Source organism: Tateyamaria sp. GN1-10 (genome assembly GCF_055693845.1).
Genome location: NZ_JBVFUR010000004.1, coordinates 2,671,050 through 2,696,630, shown reverse-complemented (window position 1 = coordinate 2,696,630; position 25,581 = coordinate 2,671,050). Strand labels below are relative to the sequence as shown.

The 25,581-nt window shown below is 60.2% G+C and carries 21 protein-coding genes and 2 pseudogenes; 10 read left to right on the top strand and 13 right to left on the bottom strand.

The features are described from left to right. Window positions 1–6 precede the first annotated feature (6 nt). Both ACZ1HN_RS15245 and hemB read right to left on the bottom strand, forming a co-directional pair. A complete protein-coding gene (locus tag ACZ1HN_RS15245; RefSeq protein ID WP_472728118.1) occupies window positions 7–633 on the bottom strand; it encodes a LysE family translocator in 627 nt (208 codons plus the stop codon). A 3-nt stretch (window positions 634–636) separates the two neighbouring features. Then, window positions 637–1,638, bottom strand: a complete 1,002-nt coding sequence (gene hemB, locus ACZ1HN_RS15240; RefSeq protein ID WP_472728117.1) for a porphobilinogen synthase — start codon at window positions 1,636–1,638, stop codon at window positions 637–639. Between the two features lie 141 nt (window positions 1,639–1,779). Between hemB and ACZ1HN_RS15235 the strand changes: the two genes are divergently transcribed. Continuing rightward, a complete protein-coding gene (locus tag ACZ1HN_RS15235) occupies window positions 1,780–2,307 on the top strand; it encodes a component of SufBCD complex (protein WP_299198908.1) in 528 nt (175 codons plus the stop codon). Between the two features lie 66 nt (window positions 2,308–2,373). Continuing rightward, window positions 2,374–5,822 (top strand): annotated as a pseudogene (gene mfd, locus ACZ1HN_RS15230) (transcription-repair coupling factor). Here mfd and ACZ1HN_RS15225 read toward each other — a convergent pair. From ACZ1HN_RS15225 to ACZ1HN_RS15215, 3 genes are all read right to left on the bottom strand, one after another. Continuing rightward, entirely contained in the window at window positions 5,819–7,030 is a 1,212-nt protein-coding gene (locus ACZ1HN_RS15225; protein WP_472728116.1) for a multidrug effflux MFS transporter, read from the bottom strand. The pseudogene mfd and the gene ACZ1HN_RS15225 sit on opposite strands and share 4 nt — an antisense overlap. 127 nt (window positions 7,031–7,157) lie before the next feature. Continuing rightward, window positions 7,158–7,802, bottom strand: coding sequence for a DsbA family oxidoreductase (locus ACZ1HN_RS15220; protein ID WP_472728115.1), 645 nt, complete (start codon window positions 7,800–7,802; stop codon window positions 7,158–7,160). Next, entirely contained in the window at window positions 7,802–9,325 is a 1,524-nt protein-coding gene (locus ACZ1HN_RS15215; RefSeq protein WP_472728114.1) for a class I adenylate-forming enzyme family protein, read from the bottom strand. The genes ACZ1HN_RS15220 and ACZ1HN_RS15215 overlap by 1 nt, the downstream gene beginning before the upstream one ends. A gap of 44 nt (window positions 9,326–9,369) precedes the next feature. On the opposite strand from ACZ1HN_RS15215, the gene ACZ1HN_RS15210 reads away from it, so the two are divergent. Then, on the top strand, window positions 9,370–9,993 hold the full coding sequence (locus ACZ1HN_RS15210) for a helix-turn-helix domain-containing protein (RefSeq protein ID WP_299198883.1): 624 nt from the start codon (window positions 9,370–9,372) through the stop codon (window positions 9,991–9,993). A 6-nt stretch (window positions 9,994–9,999) separates the two neighbouring features. Here the strand turns inward: ACZ1HN_RS15210 and ACZ1HN_RS15205 are convergent, their stop codons facing one another. The 3 genes from ACZ1HN_RS15205 to ACZ1HN_RS15195 all read right to left on the bottom strand — a co-directional run bounded on the left by ACZ1HN_RS15205 (window position 10,000) and on the right by ACZ1HN_RS15195 (window position 12,724). Then, window positions 10,000–10,218 (bottom strand): hypothetical protein, encoded by a 219-nt coding sequence (locus ACZ1HN_RS15205; RefSeq protein ID WP_299596863.1) that lies wholly within the window; start codon window positions 10,216–10,218, stop codon window positions 10,000–10,002. A 118-nt stretch (window positions 10,219–10,336) separates the two neighbouring features. Then, the gene (locus tag ACZ1HN_RS15200) at window positions 10,337–10,993 is read right to left on the bottom strand and encodes an aquaporin (RefSeq protein ID WP_299198838.1); all 657 of its coding nucleotides are present in this window, start codon (window positions 10,991–10,993) and stop codon (window positions 10,337–10,339) included. 15 nt (window positions 10,994–11,008) lie between these two features. After that, window positions 11,009–12,724: an extracellular solute-binding protein gene (locus ACZ1HN_RS15195; protein WP_472728113.1), complete on the bottom strand. Its 1,716-nt coding sequence runs from the start codon at window positions 12,722–12,724 to the stop codon at window positions 11,009–11,011. Window positions 12,725–13,123: 399 nt separating this feature from the next. Here ACZ1HN_RS15195 and ACZ1HN_RS15190 point away from each other — a divergent pair, with 399 nt between their 5' ends. Further along, window positions 13,124–13,909, top strand: a complete 786-nt coding sequence (locus ACZ1HN_RS15190) for a 3-hydroxybutyrate dehydrogenase (RefSeq protein ID WP_299596853.1) — start codon at window positions 13,124–13,126, stop codon at window positions 13,907–13,909. A gap of 72 nt (window positions 13,910–13,981) precedes the next feature. Then, window positions 13,982–15,013, top strand: a complete 1,032-nt coding sequence (locus ACZ1HN_RS15185; protein WP_472728112.1) for a patatin-like phospholipase family protein — start codon at window positions 13,982–13,984, stop codon at window positions 15,011–15,013. 16 nt (window positions 15,014–15,029) lie between these two features. Here the strand turns inward: ACZ1HN_RS15185 and ACZ1HN_RS15180 are convergent, their stop codons facing one another. From ACZ1HN_RS15180 to ACZ1HN_RS15165, 4 genes are all read right to left on the bottom strand, one after another. Then, window positions 15,030–15,776, bottom strand: coding sequence for a DUF502 domain-containing protein (locus ACZ1HN_RS15180; protein ID WP_472728111.1), 747 nt, complete (start codon window positions 15,774–15,776; stop codon window positions 15,030–15,032). Window positions 15,777–15,848: 72 nt separating this feature from the next. After that, a complete protein-coding gene (locus ACZ1HN_RS15175) occupies window positions 15,849–16,769 on the bottom strand; it encodes a pseudouridine-5'-phosphate glycosidase (RefSeq protein ID WP_472728110.1) in 921 nt (306 codons plus the stop codon). After that, entirely contained in the window at window positions 16,766–17,659 is an 894-nt protein-coding gene (locus ACZ1HN_RS15170; protein WP_472728109.1) for a PfkB family carbohydrate kinase, read from the bottom strand. Before ACZ1HN_RS15170 ends, ACZ1HN_RS15175 begins: the two co-directional genes overlap by 4 nt. A gap of 45 nt (window positions 17,660–17,704) precedes the next feature. Then, complete coding sequence (locus tag ACZ1HN_RS15165) at window positions 17,705–18,508, bottom strand: DUF4198 domain-containing protein (RefSeq protein ID WP_472728108.1); 804 nt, start codon at window positions 18,506–18,508, stop codon at window positions 17,705–17,707. Here ACZ1HN_RS15165 and ACZ1HN_RS15160 point away from each other — a divergent pair. Continuing rightward, window positions 18,507–19,700: a HupE/UreJ family protein gene (locus ACZ1HN_RS15160; protein ID WP_472728107.1), complete on the top strand. Its 1,194-nt coding sequence runs from the start codon at window positions 18,507–18,509 to the stop codon at window positions 19,698–19,700. The genes ACZ1HN_RS15165 and ACZ1HN_RS15160 overlap by 2 nt on opposite strands. Here the strand turns inward: ACZ1HN_RS15160 and ACZ1HN_RS15155 are convergent. Further along, complete coding sequence (locus tag ACZ1HN_RS15155; RefSeq protein WP_472728106.1) at window positions 19,697–20,311, bottom strand: thiamine phosphate synthase; 615 nt, start codon at window positions 20,309–20,311, stop codon at window positions 19,697–19,699. The genes ACZ1HN_RS15160 and ACZ1HN_RS15155 overlap by 4 nt on opposite strands. Window positions 20,312–20,448: 137 nt before the next feature. Here ACZ1HN_RS15155 and ACZ1HN_RS15150 point away from each other — a divergent pair. The 4 genes and pseudogenes from ACZ1HN_RS15150 to ACZ1HN_RS15135 all read left to right on the top strand — a co-directional run bounded on the left by ACZ1HN_RS15150 (window position 20,449) and on the right by ACZ1HN_RS15135 (window position 25,578). Then, window positions 20,449–21,176 (top strand): annotated as a pseudogene (locus ACZ1HN_RS15150) (RNA methyltransferase). Between the two features lie 61 nt (window positions 21,177–21,237). After that, entirely contained in the window at window positions 21,238–22,383 is a 1,146-nt protein-coding gene (gene ctaA / locus ACZ1HN_RS15145; RefSeq protein WP_299768174.1) for a heme A synthase, read from the top strand. Further along, window positions 22,383–23,858 carry a carboxypeptidase M32 gene (locus ACZ1HN_RS15140; RefSeq protein WP_472728105.1) on the top strand — a complete coding sequence of 492 codons (1,476 nt, stop codon included), beginning with the start codon at window positions 22,383–22,385 and terminating at the stop codon, window positions 23,856–23,858. Before ctaA ends, ACZ1HN_RS15140 begins: the two co-directional genes overlap by 1 nt. Before the next feature lie 94 nt (window positions 23,859–23,952). Beyond that, window positions 23,953–25,578 carry a hypothetical protein gene (locus ACZ1HN_RS15135; RefSeq protein ID WP_472728104.1) on the top strand — a complete coding sequence of 542 codons (1,626 nt, stop codon included), beginning with the start codon at window positions 23,953–23,955 and terminating at the stop codon, window positions 25,576–25,578. Window positions 25,579–25,581: the final 3 nt, after the last annotated feature.

Below are 25,581 nucleotides of genomic sequence, written 5' to 3'. Positions count from 1 at the left end.
ATGTGTTCAGGTATTGCGCTGTGTGAGCAGGTGCCAGGCTGCGGCGCCAAAGAAGAGGGCGAAGGTGGTTTCGAACAGGCGCCTGAGCTTGAGGTAGGTGCGGGTGGCAACAGCGCTGGAGAACAGAAGCGCGTAGCTGGTCATCAGCGTGAGGGAGATTGCGATGCAAAGACCGACAAGAGCGGCCACACCGCTGGCATCTGCACCGGGTTTCAGGCCGATGGCCATGATCGACCCCCAGAACATGATCGCCTTCGGATTGGTCAGGTGGATGAGTGCGCCCTGGATCCAGCAGCGCAGGTAGGATGCAGTGCCAATGTCCCGCGGTGCGAGAGGGCGGTCATGCAGGGCCGCGCCGGCGGATTTGAGGCCGAGCCAGGCGAGATAGGCGGCGCCAGCATAGCGCACCGTTTCCAAGATCCACTGGTTTGCCAGCAGGAGCGCGCCAAAGCCAAGCGCTGCTGCTGCGGCCCAGATCACTGATCCGCTGGACACGCCCCATGCAAGCGCGAGCCCGACGGCGCGCCCCCGGGCCATGGATGTGCCTGCGATAGCGAGGGTCGCGGGGCCGGGGGTCAAGCCACCGAGCAGCGCAGCGCCCACGATGATCCAGAGGTTGAGTTGGTCAAACACATGTCAGCCTTTTGCCAATAGCCGCGCGGCCGCTGGTGCGAAATAGGTCAGGATGCCATCGCAGCCCGCCCGTTTGAAGGCCATCAGGCTTTCCATCATGACCCGGTCATGATCGACCCAGCCATTGGCGCTGGCCGCTTCGATCATCGCGTATTCGCCCGACACCTGGTAGGCGAAGGTGGGCGCGCCGAAGCTGTCTTTGACCCGGCGGCAGATGTCGAGATAGGGCAGGCCGGGTTTGACCATGACCATGTCGGCGCCTTCTTTCAGGTCTCGTTCGATCAGTCGCAGTGCTTCGTCCGAGTTTCCGGGGTCCATCTGGTAGGTTTTTTTGTCGCCTGTCAGCGCGCCGGATGCCCCAACCGCGTCGCGGAACGGGCCGTAGAAGGCGGAAGCATATTTGGCGGCGTAGCTGAGGATCATCACGTTCTGATGGCCTGCGCCTTCAAGCGCCTGCCGGATCGCGCCGATACGTCCGTCCATCATGTCGGAGGGGCCGATGATGTCGGCGCCGGCCTCGGCCTGGCTGAGCGCCATTTTCACCAGTGCCTCGACCGAGCGGTCGTTCACGATCCCGCCGTTTTCGACAAAGCCGTCATGGCCGTTGATGTTGTAGGTATCAAGCGCCACGTCCGTCATGATCGCGATGTCCGGCACGGCCTTTTTGATGGCGCGGATAGCGCGGTTGGCGTGGTTTTCGGGGTCCCAGGCGCCTGCACAATCCTCGGTCCGTTCTTCGAGCCCGGTATAGGGGAAGATGCAGATGGCGGGGATGCCCAGGTCGGCAGCTTCCCGCGCAGCTTCGACCACCTTGTCGACCGACCGGCGCACGACACCCGGCATGGAGGGAATGGGCTCTTCGATGCCTTCGCCGCTGCGGACGAAGACGGGCCAGATGAAGTCCTCGACCGTCAACGTATTCTGCCGCACGAGCCCGCGGATTGCAGGGCTTTGACGGGTGCGGCGCAGGCGGGTGGCGGGATAGGGGGCTTGGGTGGGGCGCATGGAAAGTGTCCGGTTTCGGTGACAGTGCATGGGTGGCATGGATTTTTGCGCTTGCCAAGTCTAGGCACCACGCCGCGCCCGCGCTAAGAGGGGCGTCAACCAAGGCAAGAAGGCCCGGCACACGGGACAACGGGACAGCGCGTGGACTGGTACGACACAATCTTTGAATTGATCGACATGCGCTCGTTCTCGAACCTGTGGTTCTGGATTGCGCTGGCGGTCGTGTGGTCAACAGCAAGCCATTGGGTGCTGGGCGTGCCATATGACATGGTGGCGCGGGCGCGTCGCCATGGTGGACAGGCGGCCGAGGATCTTGAGGATTTGGTCCGTATCAACACAAATCGTCTGCTGTTCATCGGTGGCGTATCTGGGCTGTGGTTGCTTGGGCTGGCCTGTTTCCTGCTCACCGGTCTTGCGCTGCTGGGATTCGTGTATCGGGTCGAGTTTGCACAGGCCCTGTTTCTGCTGGGCTTTCCCATGAGCATTGTGGGTGCATTGAACCTGTCGACAGCACGGTTGATTCAGGATGAACGGGCGACCGGCGAAGCGCTTTGGCGGCGCCTGACCCGTCATCGGACCATCGTCCAGGCCATCGGCATGGTGTCGATTTTCATCACTGCCCTTTGGGGCATGTATCAGAACCTGTCGATTGGCCCTTTCGGCGGTTGACAGTTTGGTTGAAAGACCCAATTGAAGGCCCCTTGATCCCGTTCCCTGCCGAGTGAATTGCCGCCCATGCCCGAGCAGACCCATATCACCGTGTCTGGCGCACCCGAGGGGTTTGACGCCAAGCTGATCCTTCAGGAAGTGTCCAAGGGCACGCCGGTCATGCACGTGGCCCGCGATGACAAGCGGCTGGCAGCAATGCAGGCCGCGTTGCGGTTCTTTGCGCCCGACATGCCCGTGCTGATCTTTCCCGGGTGGGATTGTCTGCCTTATGATCGCGTGTCGCCGAATGCAGACATCTCGGCCCAGCGGATGGCGACGCTTGCGGCCCTTGTGCACGGTATGCCTGCGCAGTTTGTCCTGCTGACCACGTTGAACGCCGCGACCCAGCGTGTGCCTGCGCGGGATTTGCTGCGCGAGGCGGCGTTTTCGGCCACGGTCGGCAACCGGGTGGATGAAAGCGCGCTGCGCAATTTCCTTGTGCGCATGGGGTTTGTGCAAAGCCCCACGGTTATGGAGCCGGGCGACTACGCCATTCGCGGTGGCATCATTGACATCTATCCGCCCGGTGATCTGGGGCCTGTGCGGCTGGACCTGTTTGGCGATGTGCTGGATGGTGCGCGCCGTTTTGATCCAGCCACGCAGCGGACCACTGAAAAGCTGGACGTGGTGGAACTGGCGCCTGTGTCCGAGGTCATTCTGGATGAGGCAGCCGTTACGCGGTTTCGGCAGAATTACCGGTTGGAGTTTGGTGCCGCTGGCACCGACGATCCGCTGTATGAAGCGGTGAGCGCGGGGCGTAAGCATCAGGGGGCTGAGCATTGGTTGTCCTTGTTCCATGATGGATTGGACACGCTCTTTGATTATGTTCCCGGGGCCGCGATCACGCTGGATGATCAGGTGACGCCGGCGCGGCTGGCGCGGTGGGAGAGTATCGAGGACCAGTACGAGACGCGGCGGCTGGCGATGGAAAACCGGTCCAAGATGGATTCCGTTTACAAGCCTGCTGCACCGGCGGGTCTCTACCTCGATGATGCTGCATGGGAGGCCGCGGTTGCAGGCTTTCGCGTGTTGTCCTTTGCCCAGCTTCCCCAAGCGACGGGTCCGGGTGTCACGGATTCAGGCGGGCGGATCGGGCGCAATTTCTCACCTGAGCGGCAACGGAATCTATCAGCCTTTTCGGAGCTTTGGCATCTCATATTAAAGCAAAAATGGCGGATGGTCCCGTTGTCATTGCCAGTTACTCGGAAGGTGCGCGTGAACGTCTAACGGGCCTGATCGAGGACGAAGGGCTGGCCGAAGTTGTTCCGATCCCGAACGCGACGCGCATCGGCAAGCGTGGGCTACACTTGGTGGTCTGGGCGCTGGAACATGGGTTTGAAGCGCCCGGACTGACCGTCATTTCCGAGCAGGATGTTCTGGGGGATCGTCTGATCCGCCAGCCCAAGAAAAAACGCCGGGCCGAGAATTTCCTGACCGAGACGCAGTCGCTGTCGCCCGGTGACCTGGTGGTCCATGTGGACCACGGGATCGGTCGCTATATGGGCATGGAAGTGGTGACTGCCGCGGGTGCTGCCCATGAATGCCTGCTGCTGGAATATGCCGAGCGGTCCAAACTGTATCTGCCGGTCGAGAATATCGAGCTGTTGTCGAAATACGGCCATGAAGAGGGGTTGCTGGACCGCTTGGGCGGCGGCGCGTGGCAGGCCAAGAAGGCCAAGCTGAAAGAGCGCATTCGCGAAATGGCGGATCGGTTGATCCGTATTGCCGCGGAACGCGCGCTGCGCAAAGCGCCCATTCTGGAGCCACCGCCGGGGATGTGGGACGCCTTTGCTGCGCGTTTCCCGTATCAGGAAACAGATGATCAGCTGACGGCCATTGCCGCCGTGATGGACGACCTGAATGCGGGTCAGCCGATGGACCGTCTGATTTGTGGCGATGTGGGCTTTGGTAAGACCGAAGTGGCGATGCGCGCGGCCTTTGTCGCGGCCATGTCCGGTGTGCAGGTTGCGGTGATTGCACCCACGACGCTGTTGGCGCGGCAACATTACAAGAGCTTTGCCGAGCGGTTTCGTGGTTTTCCGATCGAGGTCCGGCAGCTGTCCCGTTTTGTCAGCGCCAAGGAGGCGTCGGCGACGCGCGACGGTATGGGCAAGGGCACGGCAGATATTGTCATTGGCACCCATGCGCTGCTGGCCAAGGGTGTACGGTTCAACAATCTCGGCCTGTTGGTCATTGATGAAGAACAGAAATTTGGTGTCGGCCATAAAGAGCGGCTGAAGCAGATGCGATCGGATGTGCACGTGTTGACCCTGACGGCCACGCCCATTCCACGCACCTTGCAACTGTCGCTGACCGGCGTGCGTGATCTATCGATCATCGGCACACCGCCCGTCGACCGGCTTGCGATCCGCACTTACGTGTCCGAGTTCGATGCCGTGACGATCCGCGAGGCGCTGCTGCGCGAGCATTATCGTGGTGGGCAGAGTTTCTATGTCGTGCCGCGCATCAGTGATCTGCCCGAGATCGAGGAGTTCCTGAAAGAGCAGTTGCCCGAGCTGACCTATGTCGTGGCGCACGGTCAGATGGCTGCGGGCGAGCTGGATGACCGCATGAACGCCTTCTATGACGGCAAGTTCGATGTGCTTTTGGCGACGACAATTGTGGAGTCGGGCCTGGATATTCCGACGGCCAACACGATGGTGGTTCACCGGGCCGACATGTTCGGGCTGGCGCAATTGTATCAGATTCGGGGCCGGGTGGGGCGGTCGAAGACGCGGGCCTATGCCTATCTCACCACAAAGCCGCGTGCCAAGCTGACGGCGACGGCTGAGAAACGGCTGCGGGTGCTTGGGTCGCTCGACACGCTGGGGGCCGGGTTTACGCTGGCGTCTCAGGACCTTGATATTCGCGGGGCCGGGAACCTGCTGGGCGAGGAGCAGTCGGGCCAGATGCGCGACGTGGGCTTTGAGCTTTACCAATCCATGCTCGAAGAGGCGATTGGCAAGATCAAGGCCGGCGAGATGGAGGGCATGGTCGATGATGACGGCCAATGGGCGCCGCAGATCAATCTGGGTGTGCCCGTGCTGATCCCCGAGCAATATGTGCCTGATCTTGACGTGCGCCTCGGCCTCTATCGCCGTCTGTCTGAATTGACCACGAAGGTGGAGCTTGAAGGCTTTGCTGCCGAGCTGATCGACCGTTTTGGCAAGTTGCCCAAGGAAGTGAATACTTTGATGTTGGTCGTGCGCATCAAGGCCATGTGCAAGCGGGCCGGGATTGCCAAGCTGGATGGCGGACCGAAGGGGGCCACAATCCAGTTCCACAATGACAAGTTCGCCTCACCCCAGGGGCTTGTGGACTTCATTCAGGATCAGCGTGGGCTGGCGAAGGTCAAGGACAACAAGATTGTCGTGCGCCGGGACTGGAAGAAGGACAGCGACAAGATCAAGGGCGCGTTTGCCATTGCCTGCGATCTGGCGGAAAAGGTCATGCAGCAGAAGAAGGCGAAAGCCTAGGCGATCGCCTGCTCGGCCCGGCGCATCATTTGCATCAGGATTGAGGCGACGAGGCAGGCGATTAGGACGGTCGCCACCAAGGGCATCGGCGTGCCGTCAAACATCAACCCGACCGGCGACGCAAAAGCGGCACCGAGTACGGTCGATATTGAGCCAATCACCGACGCTGCCATTCCCGCGATATGGCCCATCGGCTCCATGGCGATGGCGTTCAAGTTTGCGACGGTCAACCCACCCTGAAACAACACGCCCCATTGCCAGAAAATGTAGAACCAGAACAAGCCGGGCATGTCCGCCATCATCCACAGGACAAAGACGGTTGAGACAATGACCTGGGCCGTCAGGGCCCATGTCACCAGTTTGCGCATGCCGAACCGGCCCACGATGGCCGCGTTGAGTAGGCTTGAAACACCCGAGGCAAGTGCAATCGCTCCGAACCAGAGCGGGAAGCTGTCCGCCCGATCAAAGGACGTCTCAAAGATTGGTTGCACCATGGTGAGGATCGAAAAGAGGATCATCAGCATCAGCGTCTGTACGTAGATCGACAAACGTACGGTGCGGTGTGCAAACATCTGTCGCACTGCATCTTTCATCAACGGCCAGCGCAGGGGACGGCGGTTGGCCCGTGGCAGTGTTTCGTTGACGCGCGTGCCGAACCAGACAAGCAGCAGTACTGCAAAGATCAGGAATGCCGGGAAGATCGCCCGCCATCCGGCAGCGTCCATGATGATTTTGCCCAAAAGTGGAGCAATTGCAGGCACCAGAAGGAACACCATCATGGTCAGTGACAGGATGCTGGCCATGGCGCGCCCCGAATAGAGGTCGCGAATGATGGCTGCGGACACAACACGCGGACCCGCCGCACCCAAACCCTGTAGAATTCGTGCTGCAAGCATCAGCTCAAGCGTGGGGGCGATCCAGCTGAGAACCGCGCCCAAGGCATAAACGGCAAGCCCCAGATACACGATGGGTTTGCGCCCGATGGCATCCGATAAAGGGCCCGTGACAAAGGTGCCAAGTCCCATGCCAATCACGAAAAAAGTCATCACCAGAGCGGCTTGTGCAACCCCGCCGGGGGCGATTTCGTCGGCGATCGAGGGCAGGGCGGGCAGCATTGCATCGATGGAAAACGCAATGGTCGCGAACATCATCGCCATCAAGGTGATGAATTCGATTTTGCCCAGTTGTTGTCCCTCGGGTTTCGTCAAGGTTAATGCGGCCCTTCTCGGCTTCTGGTGACGCGATTGCGCGCCACATTGACCATCTAAACCGAGAATGGCAACGACTTAAGGTTGAAAATCTATCAAATGGTAAAATTGTGATCGATTGGGCAGATCAGGCTGCGCCTTCGCGCAATTCCGAGATCACTTTTGCCCAAAGTTCAGGCGGTTGTGCACCCGGTACCGCATGTTGATTGGCCACGATAAAAGTCGGTACCGACTGGATGCCCATCTGGCGGCTGTGCGCGTCCCGTGTGGAGATATCCTCGCGGTCTGCATCAGAGGCCAGAAGACGCCGCACAACGCTTGCGTCCATGTCGATACTGTCGGCGATATCGGCCAGAACATCGTGATCCCCGATGTCCCGTGTTTCGACGAAATAGGCTTTGAACAGGGACGACACTGCTGCTGTCTGCTTGCCTTCGATCCCGGCCCAGTGGATCAGGCGGTGGGCATCGAGCGTGTTGGGCGTGCGTTTCATGCCCTCGAAATCGATCTTGAGGCCTGCCTTTTCCGCATGTTCGACAACCGGTGCATAGGCCCGCACCGCGCCGTCCTTGCCGCCGAACTTGCCTTCCAGATATGCGCGTCGGTCCATGCCCTCGGCGGGCATGTCGGGGTTCAGTTGAAAGGGATGCCATTCGATCACGAATGGGTGGTCCGGGTGCGCTTCGAGCGCGCGATCCAGGTGGGCTTTGCCGATATAGCACCACGGGCAGATCGGGTCGGACATGATATCGAGCTTGATCGAATCGGGCATCAGGTGGCTTTCGTCGTTTTGGGCCAGAACAAGGGCAGCCGCCGCCGAACCAGCTTGCCATTTGCGCCGGTGGGCAGCATTGGCAGGTGAACATAGGCGCGGGGTTGTTTGTATCGCGCCAGCTTGGTGTCGACATAGGCGCGCAAGCTGTCCTCGTCCAGTGGTGCGGCTGCGGTGTAGAACGCGGCGATGATGAAGACGCCGGGCTTCACCTCGATCTGCGCAGCGCCAACGCCGGTCAGACCGGGCGCGTCCGCCAACGCCGCCTCGACCTCAAGCGGGGATACGCGATACCCGCCTGCGTTCATCATGTCATCGTTACGGCCCAGATAGGTGATCTGCCCGTCCTCATCCATGGCGCCCATATCGCCAGTGAGAAACCAGCCTCCGTCAAAGCGGGCGGCGGTGTCGTCAGGGGCGTGCAGGTATTCCAGCATCAGGCCGGGATCGGATCGATGCACGGCGATGGTGCCGGGTGTGTCCCGCGGAACCGGACCGTCGTCGCCGAGGATTGCAACATGCCGTCCTGCCTGTGGTTGGCCGAGCGTTCCTGTCTTGGCAGGATGTGCCGGGCTGGCCGAGATGAAGGTTGAGCATTCGGACATGCCGTAGGCTTCGAACAGGTCAGTGCCGGTTGTGTCCCGCCATCTGTCCAGCGTGGTTTGCGGCAGCTTTTCCCCGGCGCTCAGGCCGTGGCGCAGATCTGGCAACGCGGGCGGCGCGGCGCGATCCAGCATCTGGCGGTAGACGCCTGGTGCGGCAGCAAAGATCGTGGCCTTGTGCGTGGCGAGAAGCGGGCCAAGCGCCTCGGGCGGTGTGCCCGCGGCAGGAATGAGCGCCGTTGCCCCAGCGGTCCACGGGTCCATCAGCCCGGTTCCCAGCGTATAGGTCCAATTGAAGGCGCCAGCGTGCATCAGAGTGTCGTCGGCGCGCAGCCCATACCACCCATCATGCATCAATTGCCGCGCCCAGATGGCGCGATGCGCGTGTGCCACAGCGCGGGGTTGGCCTGATGTGCCGGAGGTATAGATGATGTAGCCCAACCGTTCAGGATCACCCATGTGCCAATCGGCTGGCGCATGGTTGCGCAAGGCCTGCAACGTGGCCAGGCCAATCTCTGGCGCACCGGGGGCTGTTGTCACGTCGGGATCCCGTAGGATCAGGCGGGGGCGCAGCTCGGACACGATCCGCGCGACCTCTGGTCTGGTCAGCGCGGCAGATGTCGGGACGGGGACAAGACCCACGGCCAGTGCCCCCAGATATGCGATGGGAAAGTCGATTGTGTTCCCAAGGCGCAGCAGCACGATATCGCCGGGCGCACTTCCTACCGCCAGAAACCCGCCGCCCGTGCCTAGCACAGCGCGCTTCAGGGTTTCGTATGTCATGGATGTCGCTTGGTCGCCGTTCACGACGGACAACGCGACTTTTTGTGGTTGGGTGTCGGCGCGGCCCAAGACGTGAGCGGCCATGTTGAACGGGAACGGGCAGGGCGGCATTGGGCCGCTGTTGACTACGCTCAGCATGGGCGGCGTTGCAAGCCTTGGGCCTGCGTCCTATAGAAGTCGTCATGCAAGGAAAAGATCCCAAGACACTGATCCAGATCGCCCGCTCTACGGGCCACGATGAAACAGCCGAGCCGCTGGATCTGGGCGCACGTGTGCGCGAGTTGCGCAAGGCGCGCGACTGGACGCTGGAACAGGCGGCGAACCAGGCCGGATTGGCCCGGTCGACCCTGTCCAAGATCGAAAACGGTCAGATGTCGCCCACTTACGAGGCGCTCAAGAAGCTGGCCATTGGTCTTGAGATCAGTGTGCCGCAGCTGTTCACGCCGCCGGAAAAGGGCCAGATCAACGGCCGCATGGTTGTCACGCAGTCGGGGCAGGGCAACGCTCAGGCCACGGTGACCTATGAGCACGAGTTGCTGGCCGAGACGCTGACCAAGAAGCAGATGCTGCCCTATCGTGCGCGTGTACGGGCGCGGTCGATGGATGAATTCGATGGTTGGGTGCGGCACGATGGCGAAGAATTCCTGTATGTGCTGACCGGAGTCATCCGCCTGTATACCGAGTTTTATGAACCCGTCGATATGCGGCGGGGCGATAGCGCGTATTACGATGCCACGATGGGCCACAATGTGGTGTCCGTCAGCGACGAGGATGCTTTGATCTTGTGGGTAACGTCACTCGCCTGAGCGCGATCACGCGGTATGCAGAGCCTGGGCGCGCTGCGACAGGAAGGCGTCAAATGCGTCCTGCGCTTCTTTCAATGACATGTCGTGGGTTGCGGCGAGGTAGCTTTCAAAGCGGTCTTGATCTGCCTTGAGAAAGGGCATCGCGCTTGCTTCGAGTTTGGGAAATTCCTGGCACAGCGCGTGGTAGCTGTCCGCCCAATTGCGGGTCAGATCATTCCAGTTCATGTATACCCCCGATTACCTTTGGTTTACCACGTGCGGTGCTTGCACGTGGCGGCCAGCAGGTCCCACTGCAGGCCAGACATCCACCCTGCGCCAGACAATATTGCAAATTCGTGACAGTTCAACCTTTGATCAAAAGCAGTTTGCGCAGGATCGGATGCGCGATCAGAGCGGTCAGAAGTTGCACGCCGACGAAGGCCGCAACATGCCCCGGGTAAATGCCTGCAAACGTGTCGGAAAATCCGCGTGCAATGGTAACTGCCGGATTGGCAAAGCTGGTTGAGGCCGTGAACCAGTACGCCCCGGTGATGTAGAGTGCGACCAAAGTCGGTACCGCCTCGGGGCGCGAACGCAGGCCACCGAAGATCACGAAGAGCAATCCAAAGGTGGCTACGCCCTCGGACCACCATTGCGCGAGACCGGTCCGATGCAAGGTTGTGGAACTCTGCAAGACGGGCAAATCGAACATGAGGTGCGTGGCCCAGACGCCCAGAATGCCTCCCGCAACCTGCACAGCCCCATAACCAAGGGCAGGGCGCGTGGCGATGTCGCCGCGCAACCAAAAGGCCAGCGTGACTGCCGGATTGAAATGCGCGCCGGAGATCGGGCCAAGCACGGTGATAATCACGTAGAGCATGCAGCCGGTCGCGATAGCATTGGCCAGCAGGGCGATGGCGACGTTTCCGCCTGCAAGCGCCTCGCCCATGATGCCGGAGCCGACCACGCCGATAAGAAGCAGCGCGGTGCCCAGACCTTCGGCCCAGAGTTTCTGTGTCATGTCAGTGGCCGAAGATCAGTTCGCGTCCCACCACCAGAATTGAGGCATCCAGTCCGGCCCGTCCCCATAGAGCGGTATCACCTCAGGGTGTTTCATTTCTGAGACATGAGCGATGCGGCCGGTCGTGAATTGCCAGAACGGCACGACGTAACGCCCGGCGATCAGCAACCGGTCGAGCGCGCGTGTGGCTGCAATGCTGTCCTCACGCGTTGTGGCGGTCAGCATGGCGGTGATCATGGCGTCGATGGCCGGGTCCTGCACACCCATCAGGTTGCCGGAGCCGTCCTCGACCGCGGCATCGGTTCCCCAATAGAACCACTGTTCATTGCCGGGGCTCAGCGACAGGGCACGACGGATATAGGTCATGTCGAAGTCGAAACTGTCTTCGCGTGCCGTGAACTGAGCGCCGTCCACAAGGTCAACGGTGACGTCAATGCCAAGCTGCTCCAATGCCTGGATGTAGAGGTTGGCAATCGCCCGGTCCTCGGTCCGTTGCTGGTCCAGCAGGATAGTAAAACGCATCGCCTGACCGTCAGCGTTGCGCAACTTGCCTTCCTGTGTTGTCCAGCCGGCCTCTTCCAGCAGGCCGATGGCGCGTCGCAAGGCCCTGCGGTTGCGCAAGGTGCCGTCGCTTTCGGGCAGGGCGTAGCCTTCCATGACGCCGGGCAGCAGTTTGCCGTTGAACGGCGCAAGAAGCTCTGCGACGCGGCCCTTGGCGGCGCCCGGGTCCATCGCCAGCAGCGAGTTCGAGAAGTAGGAGGTGATGCGGGGCTGTGCGCCGCCGGTCAGCGTGTCGTTGATATATTCGAAGTTGAAGGCGGTGATCAGGGCCTCGCGCACCCGCCAGTCATCAAAGGGTGCGCGGCGGGTGTTCATGACAAAGCCGGTGATGCCTGACGGCTTCTGGTGGGCGATCTCGGTCTTGATGACATCACCGGATTGGACGCGCGGGAAGTCATACTCGCTGTTCCAGGTTTCGGCATTGAACTCACGCCATGCAGAAATCTCACCTGCCTTGAAGGCCTCCAGCACCACATCGCCATCGCCGTAGAAATCAATTTTGATCTCATCAAAGTTGAATGTGCCACGGCGGAAGTTCAGGTCGTTGCCCCAGTAGTCCGGGTTGCGGGTCAGCGTGACATAGCGCGACCCCTCATAACCGCTGACCACATAGGGGCCGGAGCCGATCGGCACATCGTTGATCGTTGAATTGGCAAAATCCTTGCCTTCCCACTGCGCCTTTTGAAGGATCGGACGCATACCGGCGAGCAGGGCCAGTTCCCGATTTTCCGTGTTGAAGGTGAAGCGGATGCTGCGCGGGCCAGTTTGTTCAAGGTTTTCGACCTGCGTCCACAGGCTGCGATAGCGACCGTGCCCTTCGGTGCCCAGCTTTTCATAGGACCACAGCACATCCTCGACCGTCACGGGGCTGCCGTCCGAAAATTGCGCCTCTTCGCGCAGGGTGAATTCGACCCAGGACCGGTCCTCGTCCGTCTCAATCGATTCGGCGAGCAACCCGTAAAGCGCAAAGGGTTCCTTCCGGCTGCGACCCATCAGGCTTTCATGGGTCAGAAAGCGCAACTGCCAGGGCGCGTTGCCCTTCTGGATGTAGGGATTGAGCAGATCAAAGCTGCCTGTGTTGGCGAGCGTGATGGCACCACCCTTGATTGCATCGGGATTTGCGTGCGGAAGGGCCACAAAATCCGGTGGAAGGGCAGGGTCGCCATACATAGCTATGCCATGGCTTGGCTCTGCTTGTGCTGTTGACGCCAGCGATACTAGGCCCGCAAGAATCAAACCCGTTGCATGGATTTTTGCGCGTCCAATTTGGAAAAAATGCCTGCTCATTTTGTAAACAATCCTTGATCGCCCTTGTTTTGTTAACAATAGCGGCCATCGGACATTTACGCATTATCAAACTTTTAGCTTGGACTCTTCGGGCGGGTTTGCGTATAACGAAGTCACTGCTCGATAGGTTTCTTGCCTGTATGAAACCTGCCTCAATAACTTAACGCCAGCTTCGTGCTGGCGTTTTTTTGTGCGGAACGCAGCCTGACAGGCCGCGTGGCCATTCCTTTCGCAAGTGCAGCATGACAGGATGTGCACAGCACTGATGAAAGGATCCCGCCCATGGCTTTTGAAATTTCCCTGACCGGCAAGACGGCCATCATCACCGGATCGAATTCGGGGATTGGTCTGGGTATGGCCTGGGAACTGGCGCGCGCCGGGGCGGACGTTGTCCTGAACTCGTTTACCGACCGTGCCGAAGACCATGCACTGGCCACGAAGATCGCGGACGAGACCGAGACAAACGCCCGCTACATTCAGGCCGACATGTCCAAGGGGGATCAATGCCGTGCCCTGATCGAAAAGGCGGGCGCATGTGATATCTTGATCAACAACGCCGGTATTCAGCACGTGGCAGGCATTCCTGATTTTCCGGTTGAGAAATGGGACGCCATCATTGCCATCAACCTCAGTTCGGCCTTCCACACCACCGCCGCGGCCCTGCCCATGATGCGCGCCGCCGGATGGGGCCGGGTCATCAATGTCAGCTCGGCCCACGGGTTGACTGCGTCGCCGTACAAGTCGGCTTACATCGCCGCCAAACACGGTGTTGTCGGCTTGACCAAGACCACGGCACTGGAAACGGCCGAAGAGCCGATCACCGCCAATGCCATTTGCCCGGGCTATGTGCTGACGCCTCTGGTCGAAAGCCAGATTCCTGACACGATGAAGGAATACGACATGGGGCGCGAAGAGGTGATCAAGAACGTGATGCTCAAGCGCCAGCCGTCCAAGGAGTTCGCGACCACGGAACAGATGGGTGGCACCGCCGTCTTCCTTTGTTCGCCTGCGGCGGACCAGATCACCGGCACAACCATCAGCGTTGACGGCGGTTGGACAGCGCTGTGATCCATCTTCATCTTGCCAAGTAAACTTCCGCCGGAGGCTCCCGCACTCTCCACCAGATCAAAGGGTTGATCCATGACGCGCAAGAAAATCAACGTGGCACTGCAAGGGGGCGGAGCACATGGCGCGTTCACATGGGGGGCGCTGGACGTTCTGCTGGCCGATGATCGGATCGAGGTGGCGGGGATTTCGGGCACATCTGCCGGTGCCCTGAACGGTGCGGCCGTCAAGGCCGGACTGGCGATCGGCGGCGAAGACGACGCGCGCGAGAACCTTGATTGGCTTTGGGGGCAGGTGGCTGGCGTGCAGGACATGCGCATGGCGCAATGGATGGCGCCGTTTGGCCCAGCACAGGTGTCCCAGGCGCTTGAAAATTCTATACCTTATGCTGTGGGCGATGCGGTCGGGCGGATGCTGTCGCCATATCTATATGGTCCGTTCTATCGCAATCCGCTGACCGACATCGTGTCAAAGTTCAACATGGAGAAAGTCTGTTGCGACGACGGTCCGCAATTGTTCATCAACGCGACGCGCGTGCGCAACGGCAAGCTGCGGGTTTTCAAACAGGCAGAGGTCACGCCGGATGCCATCATGGCCTCGGCCTGCCTGCCGACGCTGTTTCAGGCCGTCACCGTCTATGACAGTGAAACCGGTCAGGATGAGGAGTTCTGGGACGGCGGCTACACCGGTAACCCCGCGCTGTTCCCGCTATTTGACGCGTCACTGCCAGACGACATCGTTGTCATCAACATCAATCCGCTGGAGCGTGAGCAATTGCCACGGTCGCCGCAGCAGATCCAGAACCGGATCAACGAGATCAGCTTCAATTCGTCCCTGCTGCGCGAGATGCGCGCCATTTCATTTGTGAAGCGGTTGATTGACGAGGGGACGATTGAGCGCGGCAATATGCGCCGGGTCAACATGCACATGATTGCTGACGATGCGTTGATGAACGACCTGAGTGTTGCGACCAAGATTGTCCCGAATGGCTTTGTTATGGGGCGGTTGCGGGATGCGGGCGCGCGCGCAGCAGAGGAATTTCTGGCAGCGCATTTCGACCGGATCGGCAATGGTGACAGCGTGAATATGCCCGAAATGTTCAGTTGAACTTCTGTGGTCCCTGTCACTTCGGCGGTTTGGTAGGATCCTTGCCATTGGGATAGACCAGCCCGGCGGAAATCACCAACTTTGCAGCGTCCTCAACGGACATGTCCAATTCGATCACGTCTTCGGCTGGCAGAAACAGCAGAAAGCCCGATGTCGGGTTTGGTGTGGTGGGCACAAAGATACTGAGCAGAGCGCCGGTGTTGCCGGCCCTTTCGCTGACCTCGCCCTTGGCGGTGGTCGAGATAAAGCCGATGGCCCAGATGCCCTTGCGCGGATACTCGATCAGGCATGCGTTTTCGAATGACCGCTCGGATTGGGCAAATATGGTCTCGGAGATCTGCTTGATCCCGGAATAGATCGACCGCACGACCGGGGTACGTCCCACAAGGCTTTCGGCGTACCGGATCAGCGAATTGCCGATGTAGCCCTTGGCGATCCAGCCGACGAAGATCGTGAACAGAAGGAAGACGATCACGCCCACGCCGCGGACGTTCACATGAATCCAATCCGGGTTCGGAACAACAGCGCCGTTGCGCTCGATGAAACGTGGATTGTTCAGCCAATAGTTGACGATCAGATCCGGCTGCCAAACCGTGGGCACCAGCGGCCAGACGAACCCGTCGACCCAGCCGATGACAGTCCAGATCAGCCAGATGGTCAGGCCAACAGGCGCAATAACCACAAGACCGGTCAGAAAAGAGGCGCGCAAGCCGGAAAACAGGCCAGGCTGCCTGGGCTCTTTGGGGTCAAAAGGAGTGGTCATCAGGATCCCGGCGCAAGTTCACGGAAGAAGTAAGTCAACGTGTCCGGCACTACAATGGTTTCCGCCCTTTATTCAGGCATTTGGCCCCATTGCGCCCAATTCGGTTGCAATGGCGGCTGCCAGCCGCGCATTGTTGCGCACCAAAGCGATGTTTGCCGTCAACGAACGCCCGTCCGTCAACTCAAAGATGCGTTGCAACAGATACGGCGTCACCCCTTTGCCGGTGATGCCGTGTGCATCCGCGTCCCGTGCGGCCTGTGCGATGATGGGGGCAAGTGTTGCCCGGTCAATCTCGTCCGTTTCGGGGATCGGGTTTGCAATCAGTTGGCCGCCCGGAATGCCCATGACGGCGCGTTGCGTGTGGGCCGCGGCGATCGATGCGGCGCTGTCCATGCGCAGGGGTGCGGCAACACCTGCGCTGCGTGACCAGAAGGCGGGCATGTCGTCCTGCCCATAGGCAATGACGGGCACGCCTTGGGTTTCCAAGACCTCCAGCGTTTTGGGAATGTCCAGGATAGCCTTGGCGCCAGCTGCAACGACCGTCACAGGGGTCTGCGCCAGTTCCAGAAGGTCGGCAGAGATATCAAAGCTGTTTTCAGCGCCCTTGTGCACGCCGCCGATCCCGCCGGTGGCGAAGACTGAGATACCCGCGATCCGGGCCGCGATCATCGTTGCAGCCACTGTTGTCGCGCCGGTGCCGCCATTGGCGATGCAGGCTGCCATGTCCGCACGGCTCAGCTTGGCCACGTTCCTGGACTGCGCCAGTGTTTCAAGCTGCGCCTCTGTGAGGCCAACATGCAATGTGCCGTTGATGACGGCCATGGTCGCGGGCACCGCTCCGGTCGCGCGGATGTCAGCCTCGACCTGGCGCGCGACCTCAAGGTTCTGCGGATAGGGCATGCCGTGCGTGATGATCGTGCTTTCCAGCGCGACAACGGGCGCGCCTGTGGCCAATGCATCTGCGACTTCGGGTGAGGGGGTGAACAGGGTCATGTGGGCGTCTTTCCTGAAACATAGATCGCGGCGGCTTCCAACGCGGCATGCAGCGCTTCGGGGCGATCTGCCCCCCGGACTTCCGCCGCGATATGGGCTGCCATGAATGTGTCACCGGCGCCGGTGATCCGGGTGACCAGCACTTGCGGGGGCGTTTCGCTGACCAGTCCGTCAGCTGATCCTTCGGTGGCCGTGTTGCCGCCATCTGTCACAAGAACACGGGCCGCGCCGCGGTCCAGCAACCCCTCGGCCGCGTCCATGGATGTTTCGAAACCGCGTTGGCAGAGCAGGCCCGCTTCTTCGAGGTTCACGTAGAGCGTGCCGCGGCTGTGCGTCAAAAACGGACCCAACCGTTCGGCCTTGCCGGGGGAGGCCGGGGCGACGCGCAGGTCTGCATTTGCAAGAACCGGGCTGGTCGCAATTTCGTTCAGCAGGTCCAGTGTCAGGTTGCCATCAAGGGCTGCAAGGCCGGTGTAGGGCGCGCGATCTGTTGCGATGGTGCCATCGGTCAGCGGGCGCAAGATCTTGGCTCCGGCGCTTTCCAGCGAATGCGCGTCTGCGATGGCTGCGATCAGGCCATTGGCACCTTCGACGGCCATGTACTGGTCGGTTGGCAAGTCTTCGGAGCGATAGACGGTGTCCGTGATCATGCCGCGCGCGGTGCAGGCGGCAATCAACTCGTCCCCTTCAGCATCGCGGCCAATGGCCGTCAGCAAGGCTGGTGTCAGGCCGAAACGGGCCAATGTCATGGCGATGTTCATGGCAACACCGCCGGGTAGGCGGGTGATCCTGCCCGGCACGTCTGATCCTTGGCGCATTGCCAGCGGCGCGCGGCCGATCACGTCCCAGAGGACGGAACCGATGCAGAGAATGTCATGTGAGCGCGTCATGCCCGCCTTGTGCCGTCCACTGCGGGAAGAGGCAAGGGGATGTGGTCACCGGGTCGGGACGGCGAATGTCAAAGCGGCCCAGAACGTGTCCCATACGGCGTCGCCGCCATCTGTTATCGGCGCAATCGATACGGCATCGAACAGATAGGCGTGACCAGGTTCCACCGGAACGGATGCGATGCCCGCGTCGTCCGTGCGATGCAGGGTGACGGCAACATTTCCATCAGGAGCACGATCAAACACCTCGACCTGTACGTCTGGCCGCACAGCACCGTCGAGATTGACTTGCACCCGCATGGTGCCATCGAACGCTGGCGCGTAGGGGTTGGTCAACGCGATGAATTCGGTTTTCAGACCCAGTGCCCGATCCGCGCCTTGACCATCTCCAACAGCGATCAGGGACTTAGCGTGGCGGGTGTAGCGTTCTTTGAAAGGTGGCTCAGGGAAGCCATTGCTGGCGTGCCGGGCTTCGATGTTCGGGAAATCCTTGTGATCGGCAAATTTCTGAAACTTTGCCCAGTCTTTATACGTTAACAAAGACGATGTCGTTTCATGCACAACCACGACAAGCCCACCGACAGGTGCGGGCACATCAAGGGCCGGATTGTCACCCATTCGCGCTTCGACCGGGCGTATGGTGTCACCGACCACCACGTCGAACCGTTCGATGCGACGTTCGAAATAGGCCAGGTTCACGCCTTCGAAGTTCTCACCATTCTTCAGTCGTGCCACGATTTTACCCGATGGCTCCACTTGATACGTCTCTGGTTCAATCCAGAATTCATGAGCGGTTGCGCTTGTCGTCAGGATGGCGCACCAAAGAGCAAATAGAAGACGGACGATATACATGCAGGCTGCCTTTGTTCGAGTGCCTTTGAAGCTGCGGCTTTGGGCGGTGTTGTCAACTCTTTGCTGGGCGATTTGGTCCAATGTGGCTGTGGCTCACGAAGTTGTGCCGACGATTGCGGACCTGACCGTTGTGGATGGTGTGGTGCGGCTTGAGGTGCGCGTGAATGTCGAGGCGCAGTTGTCGGGCATCGATCTGGATGTTGTGGCAGATACGGATAATGCCGAGAATGCGGGCGATTATGACGCCTTGCGCGCATTGAGTGGCGCAGAGGTCGAGGCGCGTGTTTCTACGCTGGTGACGACATGGAACAGTTTGCCGTTGCTGATCGCCAATGGTGAGCCCGTTGCACTCAGCCTTGAAAATGTGACCGTGCCCGAGGTGCCAAATGAAGAGCTTGCGCGCATTTCCGACGTGGCGCTGACCGGATCTGTCCCCGCGGGGACAAACGTTTTGCAGGTGGCCTGGCCTGACGGTGCGGGGGATCTGATCCTGCGCCAGCAAGGGGTAGAGGCGCCCTATACCGGGCTGATTGGTGGTGGCGAGAACAGTGGCCCGATTGCGGTTGCCGGTGGGGATGAGGCGTCTGGCTGGCAGACTTTTGGTGCCTACGTCCCGGTTGGCTTTGACCATATCCTGCCTAAGGGGTTGGATCACATCCTGTTCGTTCTTGGTCTTTTCTTCCTGTCGACCCGTTTGGGTCCACTTCTGTGGCAGGTCACGGCCTTTACGTTGGCGCACACGGTCACGCTGGCGCTTGGCGCGCTGGGGCTGGTGAACCTGCCCGGCAGTATCGTTGAGCCGTTGATTGCGGCCTCGATCGTCTATGTCGCGGTCGAGAACATCTTTGCCCGTGGTCTTAACCGGTGGCGGCCCATGATTGTGTTTGGCTTTGGTTTGTTGCACGGCCTTGGCTTTGCGTCCGTGCTAGGGGAGTTCGGTCTGCCAGAGGGTCAATTCATCCCGGCCCTGATCGGGTTCAATGTCGGGGTTGAGCTGGGTCAGTTGACCGTCATTGCCTTGGCGGCGTTCGCGCTGTGGCTGGGCGTACGTGCCGCGCGCATCTCTGACCTTGAGGGGCAGGAGGAGACGATCACCGATTACAACGTGATGTTCCGGGCGTGGTCGATGACCGGATCGCTGATCATCGCGGTTGTGGCGATCTATTGGGTGATCGAGCGGACGCTTCTTTAACCCAGAGGGTCCATCAGGCGGGCAAGGGCAGCGGCGGGATCCTCGTCGCCCCAAATCTCTTCGCCGACGCCGAAGAAATCGGTGATGGGGGCGAGCCGCTTGACGATGTCGAGGGTCAACCCACCCTCGGCCACGATTGGCACCTCGATCATCTCGGACCACCAGGCGAACAGGTCGTGCTCTGCCGTGGCTTCATCTCCGACCCCGGTGAGCGGGCCGAAGGCGACATAGTCGGCACCGGCTTCGCCTGCTGTCATGCCGTCATGGCGGGATGTGCCGCAGAAGCTGCCAACAATTGCATCCGGGCCAAGCGCCTTGCGCGCATCGCGGACCGATTTCGAGGCATCGGACAGATGTACGCCATCCAGACCCAGCCGTTCGGCCAGTTGCGTGTGATCGTTCACCACGATGGCGACGTCATGGGCGTGCGCCACTTCGCGGCAGGCGTCGGCGGCGCGGGAAATCCGATCTTCGTCCCGGGTGGCAAGCGCAAGGCGGATGCAGGCCACGTCATGGGCATCGAGGACCGAGGCCAGTTGATCGGGGAACACGGACAGTTCGAACACGGGCGGGGTCAGAAGGTAGATCTGCGGCTGCTCGGGGGCACTCATTGGCGTGGTCCTTTTGTTCTGGTTGTCGCTCTAGCCGGAAAACACATGGGATGAAAAGATTTATGCCTCCGGCGGGAGTTTATTTTGCAAAGTGAAAGGGATTGTCGGGTGTGTCGTCACGGGGTAGATGGCGCGCCATGACACCGACATTTGTGCTGACACGCCCCCAGATGGGCGAGAACATCGGGGCTGCGGCCCGGGCGATGCTGAACTTTGGCGTGGACCGGATGCGCATCATTGATCCGCGCGATGGATGGCCGAACCCGGCAGCGGTGGCCATGGCCAGCGGGGCAGGCCGTGTGCTGGATGCGGCCACGGTGCATCCGGATGTCGCGGCCAGCCTGTCGGATTGCACCTACGTCTACGCCACCACGGCGCGGATGCGCGACATGACCAAGCAGATCTTCAGCCCCGAGGCGGCTATGCACGATGCGGCCCGGCGAATTGCCGAAGGTCAGCACGTGGCGGTCATGTTTGGCCCGGAACGGGCGGGGCTGGAGAACGAGGATCTGGCGCAGGCCAATGCGCTGATCACCGTTCCGGTGAACCCGGAATTTCCATCCCTGAACCTCGCCCAATGTGTCTTGCTTGTTGGGTATGAGTGGGTGCGCGCCAGTACGGAGATTGAGCATCGCGTGGCAGAAATGGCGGGTACCGACTGGGCCGATGTGCATGAGATCGATCATCTTGCCCGACATTTCGAGGAACGGCTCGAAGAGGCCGGGTTCTTTTTCCCGAGCACAAGGCGCCCAGCATGAAGATGAACCTGCGCAATCTGTGGAGCCGGATGCCGCTGACACGTGCCGACGTACAGACCCTGCATGGCATGCTGCGTCAGATGGTCCGCTGGGCGTCGCGTCAGTGACGCTGGACCTTGGGTACGGGCAGGCCTAGGTTGCGCGTCAACACAGAAACCCGAGGCTGAAATGGCAAAGAACCGCAGCATTTTCGAAGAGGTTGGCACCACTGAAAAACAGGTGGTTGAAACCGGGGTCATCGACAAGGGCAGGGGCGGTGCGCGCGGTGCCATCCGGGTCTGGCTGATGATCCTTTTCGCCCTCGTGGTCGTGATGATCGCGGTGGGTGGGTTGACTCGTTTGACCGATAGCGGCCTGTCCATCACGGAATGGCGTCCCTTTACCGGGGCCATTCCGCCACTGAACGAAGCGGATTGGCAGGCGGAGTTTGCCCTGTACCAGCAGATTGATGAGTTTCGTATCCAGAACCAGTGGATGACGCTTGCCGATTTCAAGGTCATATACTGGTGGGAATGGGGGCACCGGCAGTTGGGTCGGGTCATTGGTCTGGTCTGGGCCATCGGGTTTTTCTGGTTCCTGATCCGCCGCCAGATACCCACGGGTTGGACGCCGCGATTGTTGGGGCTGGGTGTTCTGGGTGGCCTGCAAGGGGCCATTGGCTGGTGGATGGTTGCCAGCGGTGTGACGCAGGGCGAGGGCATGGTGGATGTGGCCAGCTACCGGCTTGCCACGCATCTGGGCCTTGCCTTTGTCATTCTGGGTTTCATTTCATGGTATACCTACCTGCTTGGTCGGTCCGAGCGGGATCTGATGCAGGCGCGCCGGTCGAAAGAGGCCAAGCTGTTTTCGATGTCGACGGGCCTGATGCACTTTGCCTTTCTGCAAATCCTGATTGGGGCGCTTGTGGCTGGCATTGATGCCGGGCGGTCCTATACCGATTGGCCGCTGATGGGCGGGCAGGTGTTCCCGGCCAGTGCCTTTGTGTTTGAACCCTTCTGGCGGAATTTCTTTGAAAGCCCGGGGCTGGTCCAGTTTATCCACCGCGTGACCGGCTATCTGCTGTTTGCCTTTGCCGTGGTGGTCTGGTTGCGCGGACGCAGATCGGCGCATGAGAACACGCGCTTTGCTTTCAATGCCGTCTTTGCAGCGATGAGCCTGCAGATCGTACTGGGCATCGCGACCGTGCTTTATGGGGCACCTTGGCAAGTGGCGATCCTGCACCAATTCCTGGCTGTGGTGCTGTGGGCGCTGATCCTGCGCGCCCGTTTCCTGTCGGCCTATCCCATTGCCACATCCATTCGAGGAACTTCCTGATGAAAGCGTTTGACGACCTTTTGGCCTTTGACCACACGACACAGGCCTTGGGGCAGGTTGCGGGGCGTCTGGGCTGGGACCAGGAGACGATGATGCCGCGCGGCGCTGCTGCTCAACGGAGCGAGGAAATGGCGGCGATGGAAAGCGTTCTGCATGCCCGTCGGACTGATCCGCAGGTGGGTGAGTGGTTGGCCGCCATTGAAGGGGGCGTGCTGGACCAGGTGGGTGCGGCGAAGCTGCGCGAGATCAAGCGCAGCTATGACCGGGCGTCGAAGGTGCCGGCCGATCTTGCGGCCCAGATCGCGCGGGTGACGTCGACGGCACAAGGCAAATGGGCCGAGGCGCGCGAAGCGGATGATTACAAGGCGTTCGCGCCTGTGCTGGAGGAGGTTGTCACCCTCAAACGCGAAGAAGGTGCGGCGCTGGCCAATGGCGGCGATCTGTATGATGCGATGCTTGAGGATTACGAGCCGGGCACCACGGGCGCGGATCTGGAAGTGATGTTTGGGGCGCTGCGGCCCGCCCTGACATCCCTGCGCGCGGCCATTCTGGAGCGCCCTGCGCCCGATGGAGTCACCGGGACATTTGACGACGTGGTGCAGCTTCGGCTGAGCACGCTGTTGGCCAAGACATTCGGCTATGACATGGGCCATGGGCGGATCGACAAGGCGGTACACCCGTTCTCATCCGGGTCGGGCACAGACGTGCGGATCACGACGCGCACCAACCCCGAAGACCCGTTTAATTGCTTCTACTCGACCATCCACGAGGTCGGGCACGCCTGCTATGAGCAGAACATCGACGATGCCTATCTGATGACCGCGCTTGGGCGCGGGGTGTCGATGGGGGTGCATGAGAGCCAAAGCCGCATCTACGAGAACCAGTTGGGCCGCAGCCGTGCCTTTACCGGGTGGCTTTACGGTCAGATGCGGGATGCGTTCGGGGATTTCGGGATCGAGGGGGAGGATGCGTTCTTTGCTGCGGTGAATATGGTCTCGAACGGCTATATTCGGACCGAAGCGGACGAGGTGCAGTACAATCTGCATGTGCTTTTGCGCTTTGATCTGGAGCGGGCGCTGATGTCTGGGAACCTGAGCGTCAATGACTTGGAAGCCGCTTGGAATGATCGGTTCGAGGCTGATTTCGGATATGCCGTCGATAAGCCGTCAAACGGTGTGTTGCAGGATGTGCATTGGTCTGTTGGATTGTTCGGGTATTTCCCGACCTACTCCTTGGGCAATGTATATGCCGGGTGTCTGCACGAGGCTTTGCGTGCCGCCGTGCCGGACCTTGATGCGCAGCTGGCACAAGGGGATACATCGGCGGCGACGGCGTGGCTGCGCGACAATTTGCAAACCCATGGCAGCCTGTATGAGCCGCGCGAGGTGATCGAACGTGCCAGCGGGCGCAGCCCCGGCCCAGAGCCTCTGGTCGCATATCTTCGGAACAAGTTCGCGGGCATCTACAGGCTGTAGAACTGTTCTGCGCCACAGCATCGCCCAAGTGTGGGCCCAGCTGAGTCGCAATCGGCCACGATACTACTCTTGACAGTATTGAGAGGTGGCTGTGATGCGCGCAATTCTGGCGTTGGTTTTGATGGTCTTTGGCTTTGCAGCAAGTGCAGAGCCATCGCTTGATCGACAGCTTTTTGACAAGGTTCAGGACGGTGACTTCATCGCCGTTCAGGCATTGATCAAAGACGCACAACAGCGCTTTGAACGGGATGATCTGAGCGCGGATGACATGCGCGATTTGTTTATCGTATTGTCGCGCAGCCACCCGAAAACAACCACCTTTGTGAAGGAGTGGTTGAACCGGGACACCGGCAATCATTACGCGCGGATTGCCCGAGCCTGGAGCCTTTGGAATGCTGCAGGCGCCATCGCGTCAAGCCGCAACGGTTGGAGCTATGATGTCGCGCGCAAGATGCGGGACCAAGGCGTGCTGCATGCCCGGTTTGCCTATGCCGCGGCACCCGGTCTGATCCCGGCCTCTGATGCTGTGATTGTCATGTATGGCTATGACAAACAGGTTGGTGATCCTGTCGCCGCTGTGAATCGTGTCATGGACAGTCATCCGAATTGGGGCACCTTGCAACGTGCATATGATTTTGTTGGGCGCTACGGAGTGGAGGCGATAGCCACCTTTTGCCAGGAATATGCCACTCGGATCTCGGACGAGGCGCGGACCTTGTGCCTGATGTACGGGCAGACGGTTTATGGCGACGTAAGAAACCAGGACATCGCTGAGTGGCCGGACTACAACCCCGACAATCCGGACATGGTAACGGTCAGATTGCTAAACATGATGAACAATTTTGGCTATGACGCGGTGTCCGAAGCTCAATTGGACTGGATCGAAAGTGCGTTCGTGAGCATGGAACCAGATCTGTATGAACTGATGGATCTGGACAGGTGGGCGAGCACGTTCCAAAACCGCTTCGGCCTCTACCACAAGCGCCGCAACATGAAAAACAAGATGCGACGGGCTCATCTTGAGCGCAGTCTTGCGTTCCTTGAAATGGACCCGCTCAATCTTCGCCTTTTGGACATGGTTGAGGATGTTCAATTCGAACTGCCGTGGATCACCGTTTTTAACGCAGATGGCAGCGCGACGACACGGCGCGTGAACAGCGATGAAAGCGAGGTGGACAAGGCGGAGCGGCTTGAGGCGCTGGCCAAACAGAAGCGCGACTTTTCAGTTCGCAGGCTTCATGCTGCACCGTACTCAAGCGACTTTTGGCACAGATATGCGAGCGCGCATATCCAAAGCGATTTCAGTCAGTACTACGCTTACGAAGACGCCGAAATAAACGCGCTTGTCTATGAAAGTGACATTGTTCGAGGGCTCGATTTGTATCTTTTGTCAAAAACCCGGCAAGTACAGACCTACTATGACGCCCAAAAGGATGGTGCGACACCGCAGTGGGTCAAGGCCGCTGAAAGCGTAGATTTTGAACGAGATATCTTGTGCCCATTTGTACGCGCAGAGCGGCTGCGGGCGCACATTTGCGAGCACGACGTGGATGTGTACCCAAGTTGCGCCGAACACATTCCGTTAATGGAAGAGAGCTATGCCATCGTCGTGGACATGGCGCGTGACACACCGCACTGCGGTGCCGTGCGCGAGGCCGAGATCGACACGCTGTGGTACACGCCGATCCCGTTACAAGATGTTCTGCCGCCGCTGAACTGAAGA

What these genes read in the sequence shown, in the direction of transcription:
- hemB (WP_472728117.1), bottom strand. Translation starts at nt 1,638, where the DNA reads ATGCGCCCCACCCAAGCCCCCTATCCCGCCACCCGCCTGCGCCGCACC.
- ACZ1HN_RS15220 (WP_472728115.1), bottom strand. Translation starts at nt 7,802, where the DNA reads ATGCCCGATTCGATCAAGCTCGATATCATGTCCGACCCGATCTGCCCG.
- ACZ1HN_RS15215 (WP_472728114.1), bottom strand. Translation starts at nt 9,325, where the DNA reads ATGCTGAGCGTAGTCAACAGCGGCCCAATGCCGCCCTGCCCGTTCCCG.
- ACZ1HN_RS15210 (WP_299198883.1), top strand. Translation starts at nt 9,370, where the DNA reads ATGCAAGGAAAAGATCCCAAGACACTGATCCAGATCGCCCGCTCTACG.
- ACZ1HN_RS15205 (WP_299596863.1), bottom strand. Translation starts at nt 10,218, where the DNA reads ATGAACTGGAATGATCTGACCCGCAATTGGGCGGACAGCTACCACGCG.
- ACZ1HN_RS15200 (WP_299198838.1), bottom strand. Translation starts at nt 10,993, where the DNA reads ATGACACAGAAACTCTGGGCCGAAGGTCTGGGCACCGCGCTGCTTCTT.
- ACZ1HN_RS15195 (WP_472728113.1), bottom strand. Translation starts at nt 12,724, where the DNA reads ATGTATGGCGACCCTGCCCTTCCACCGGATTTTGTGGCCCTTCCGCAC.
- ACZ1HN_RS15190 (WP_299596853.1), top strand. Translation starts at nt 13,124, where the DNA reads ATGGCTTTTGAAATTTCCCTGACCGGCAAGACGGCCATCATCACCGGA.
- ACZ1HN_RS15185 (WP_472728112.1), top strand. Translation starts at nt 13,982, where the DNA reads ATGACGCGCAAGAAAATCAACGTGGCACTGCAAGGGGGCGGAGCACAT.
- ACZ1HN_RS15180 (WP_472728111.1), bottom strand. Translation starts at nt 15,776, where the DNA reads ATGACCACTCCTTTTGACCCCAAAGAGCCCAGGCAGCCTGGCCTGTTT.
- ACZ1HN_RS15175 (WP_472728110.1), bottom strand. Translation starts at nt 16,769, where the DNA reads ATGACCCTGTTCACCCCCTCACCCGAAGTCGCAGATGCATTGGCCACA.
- ACZ1HN_RS15170 (WP_472728109.1), bottom strand. Translation starts at nt 17,659, where the DNA reads ATGACGCGCTCACATGACATTCTCTGCATCGGTTCCGTCCTCTGGGAC.
- ACZ1HN_RS15160 (WP_472728107.1), top strand. Translation starts at nt 18,507, where the DNA reads ATGCAGGCTGCCTTTGTTCGAGTGCCTTTGAAGCTGCGGCTTTGGGCG.
- ACZ1HN_RS15165 (WP_472728108.1), bottom strand. Translation starts at nt 18,508, where the DNA reads ATGTATATCGTCCGTCTTCTATTTGCTCTTTGGTGCGCCATCCTGACG.
- ACZ1HN_RS15155 (WP_472728106.1), bottom strand. Translation starts at nt 20,311, where the DNA reads ATGAGTGCCCCCGAGCAGCCGCAGATCTACCTTCTGACCCCGCCCGTG.
- ctaA (WP_299768174.1), top strand. Translation starts at nt 21,238, where the DNA reads ATGGCAAAGAACCGCAGCATTTTCGAAGAGGTTGGCACCACTGAAAAA.
- ACZ1HN_RS15140 (WP_472728105.1), top strand. Translation starts at nt 22,383, where the DNA reads ATGAAAGCGTTTGACGACCTTTTGGCCTTTGACCACACGACACAGGCC.
- ACZ1HN_RS15135 (WP_472728104.1), top strand. Translation starts at nt 23,953, where the DNA reads ATGCGCGCAATTCTGGCGTTGGTTTTGATGGTCTTTGGCTTTGCAGCA.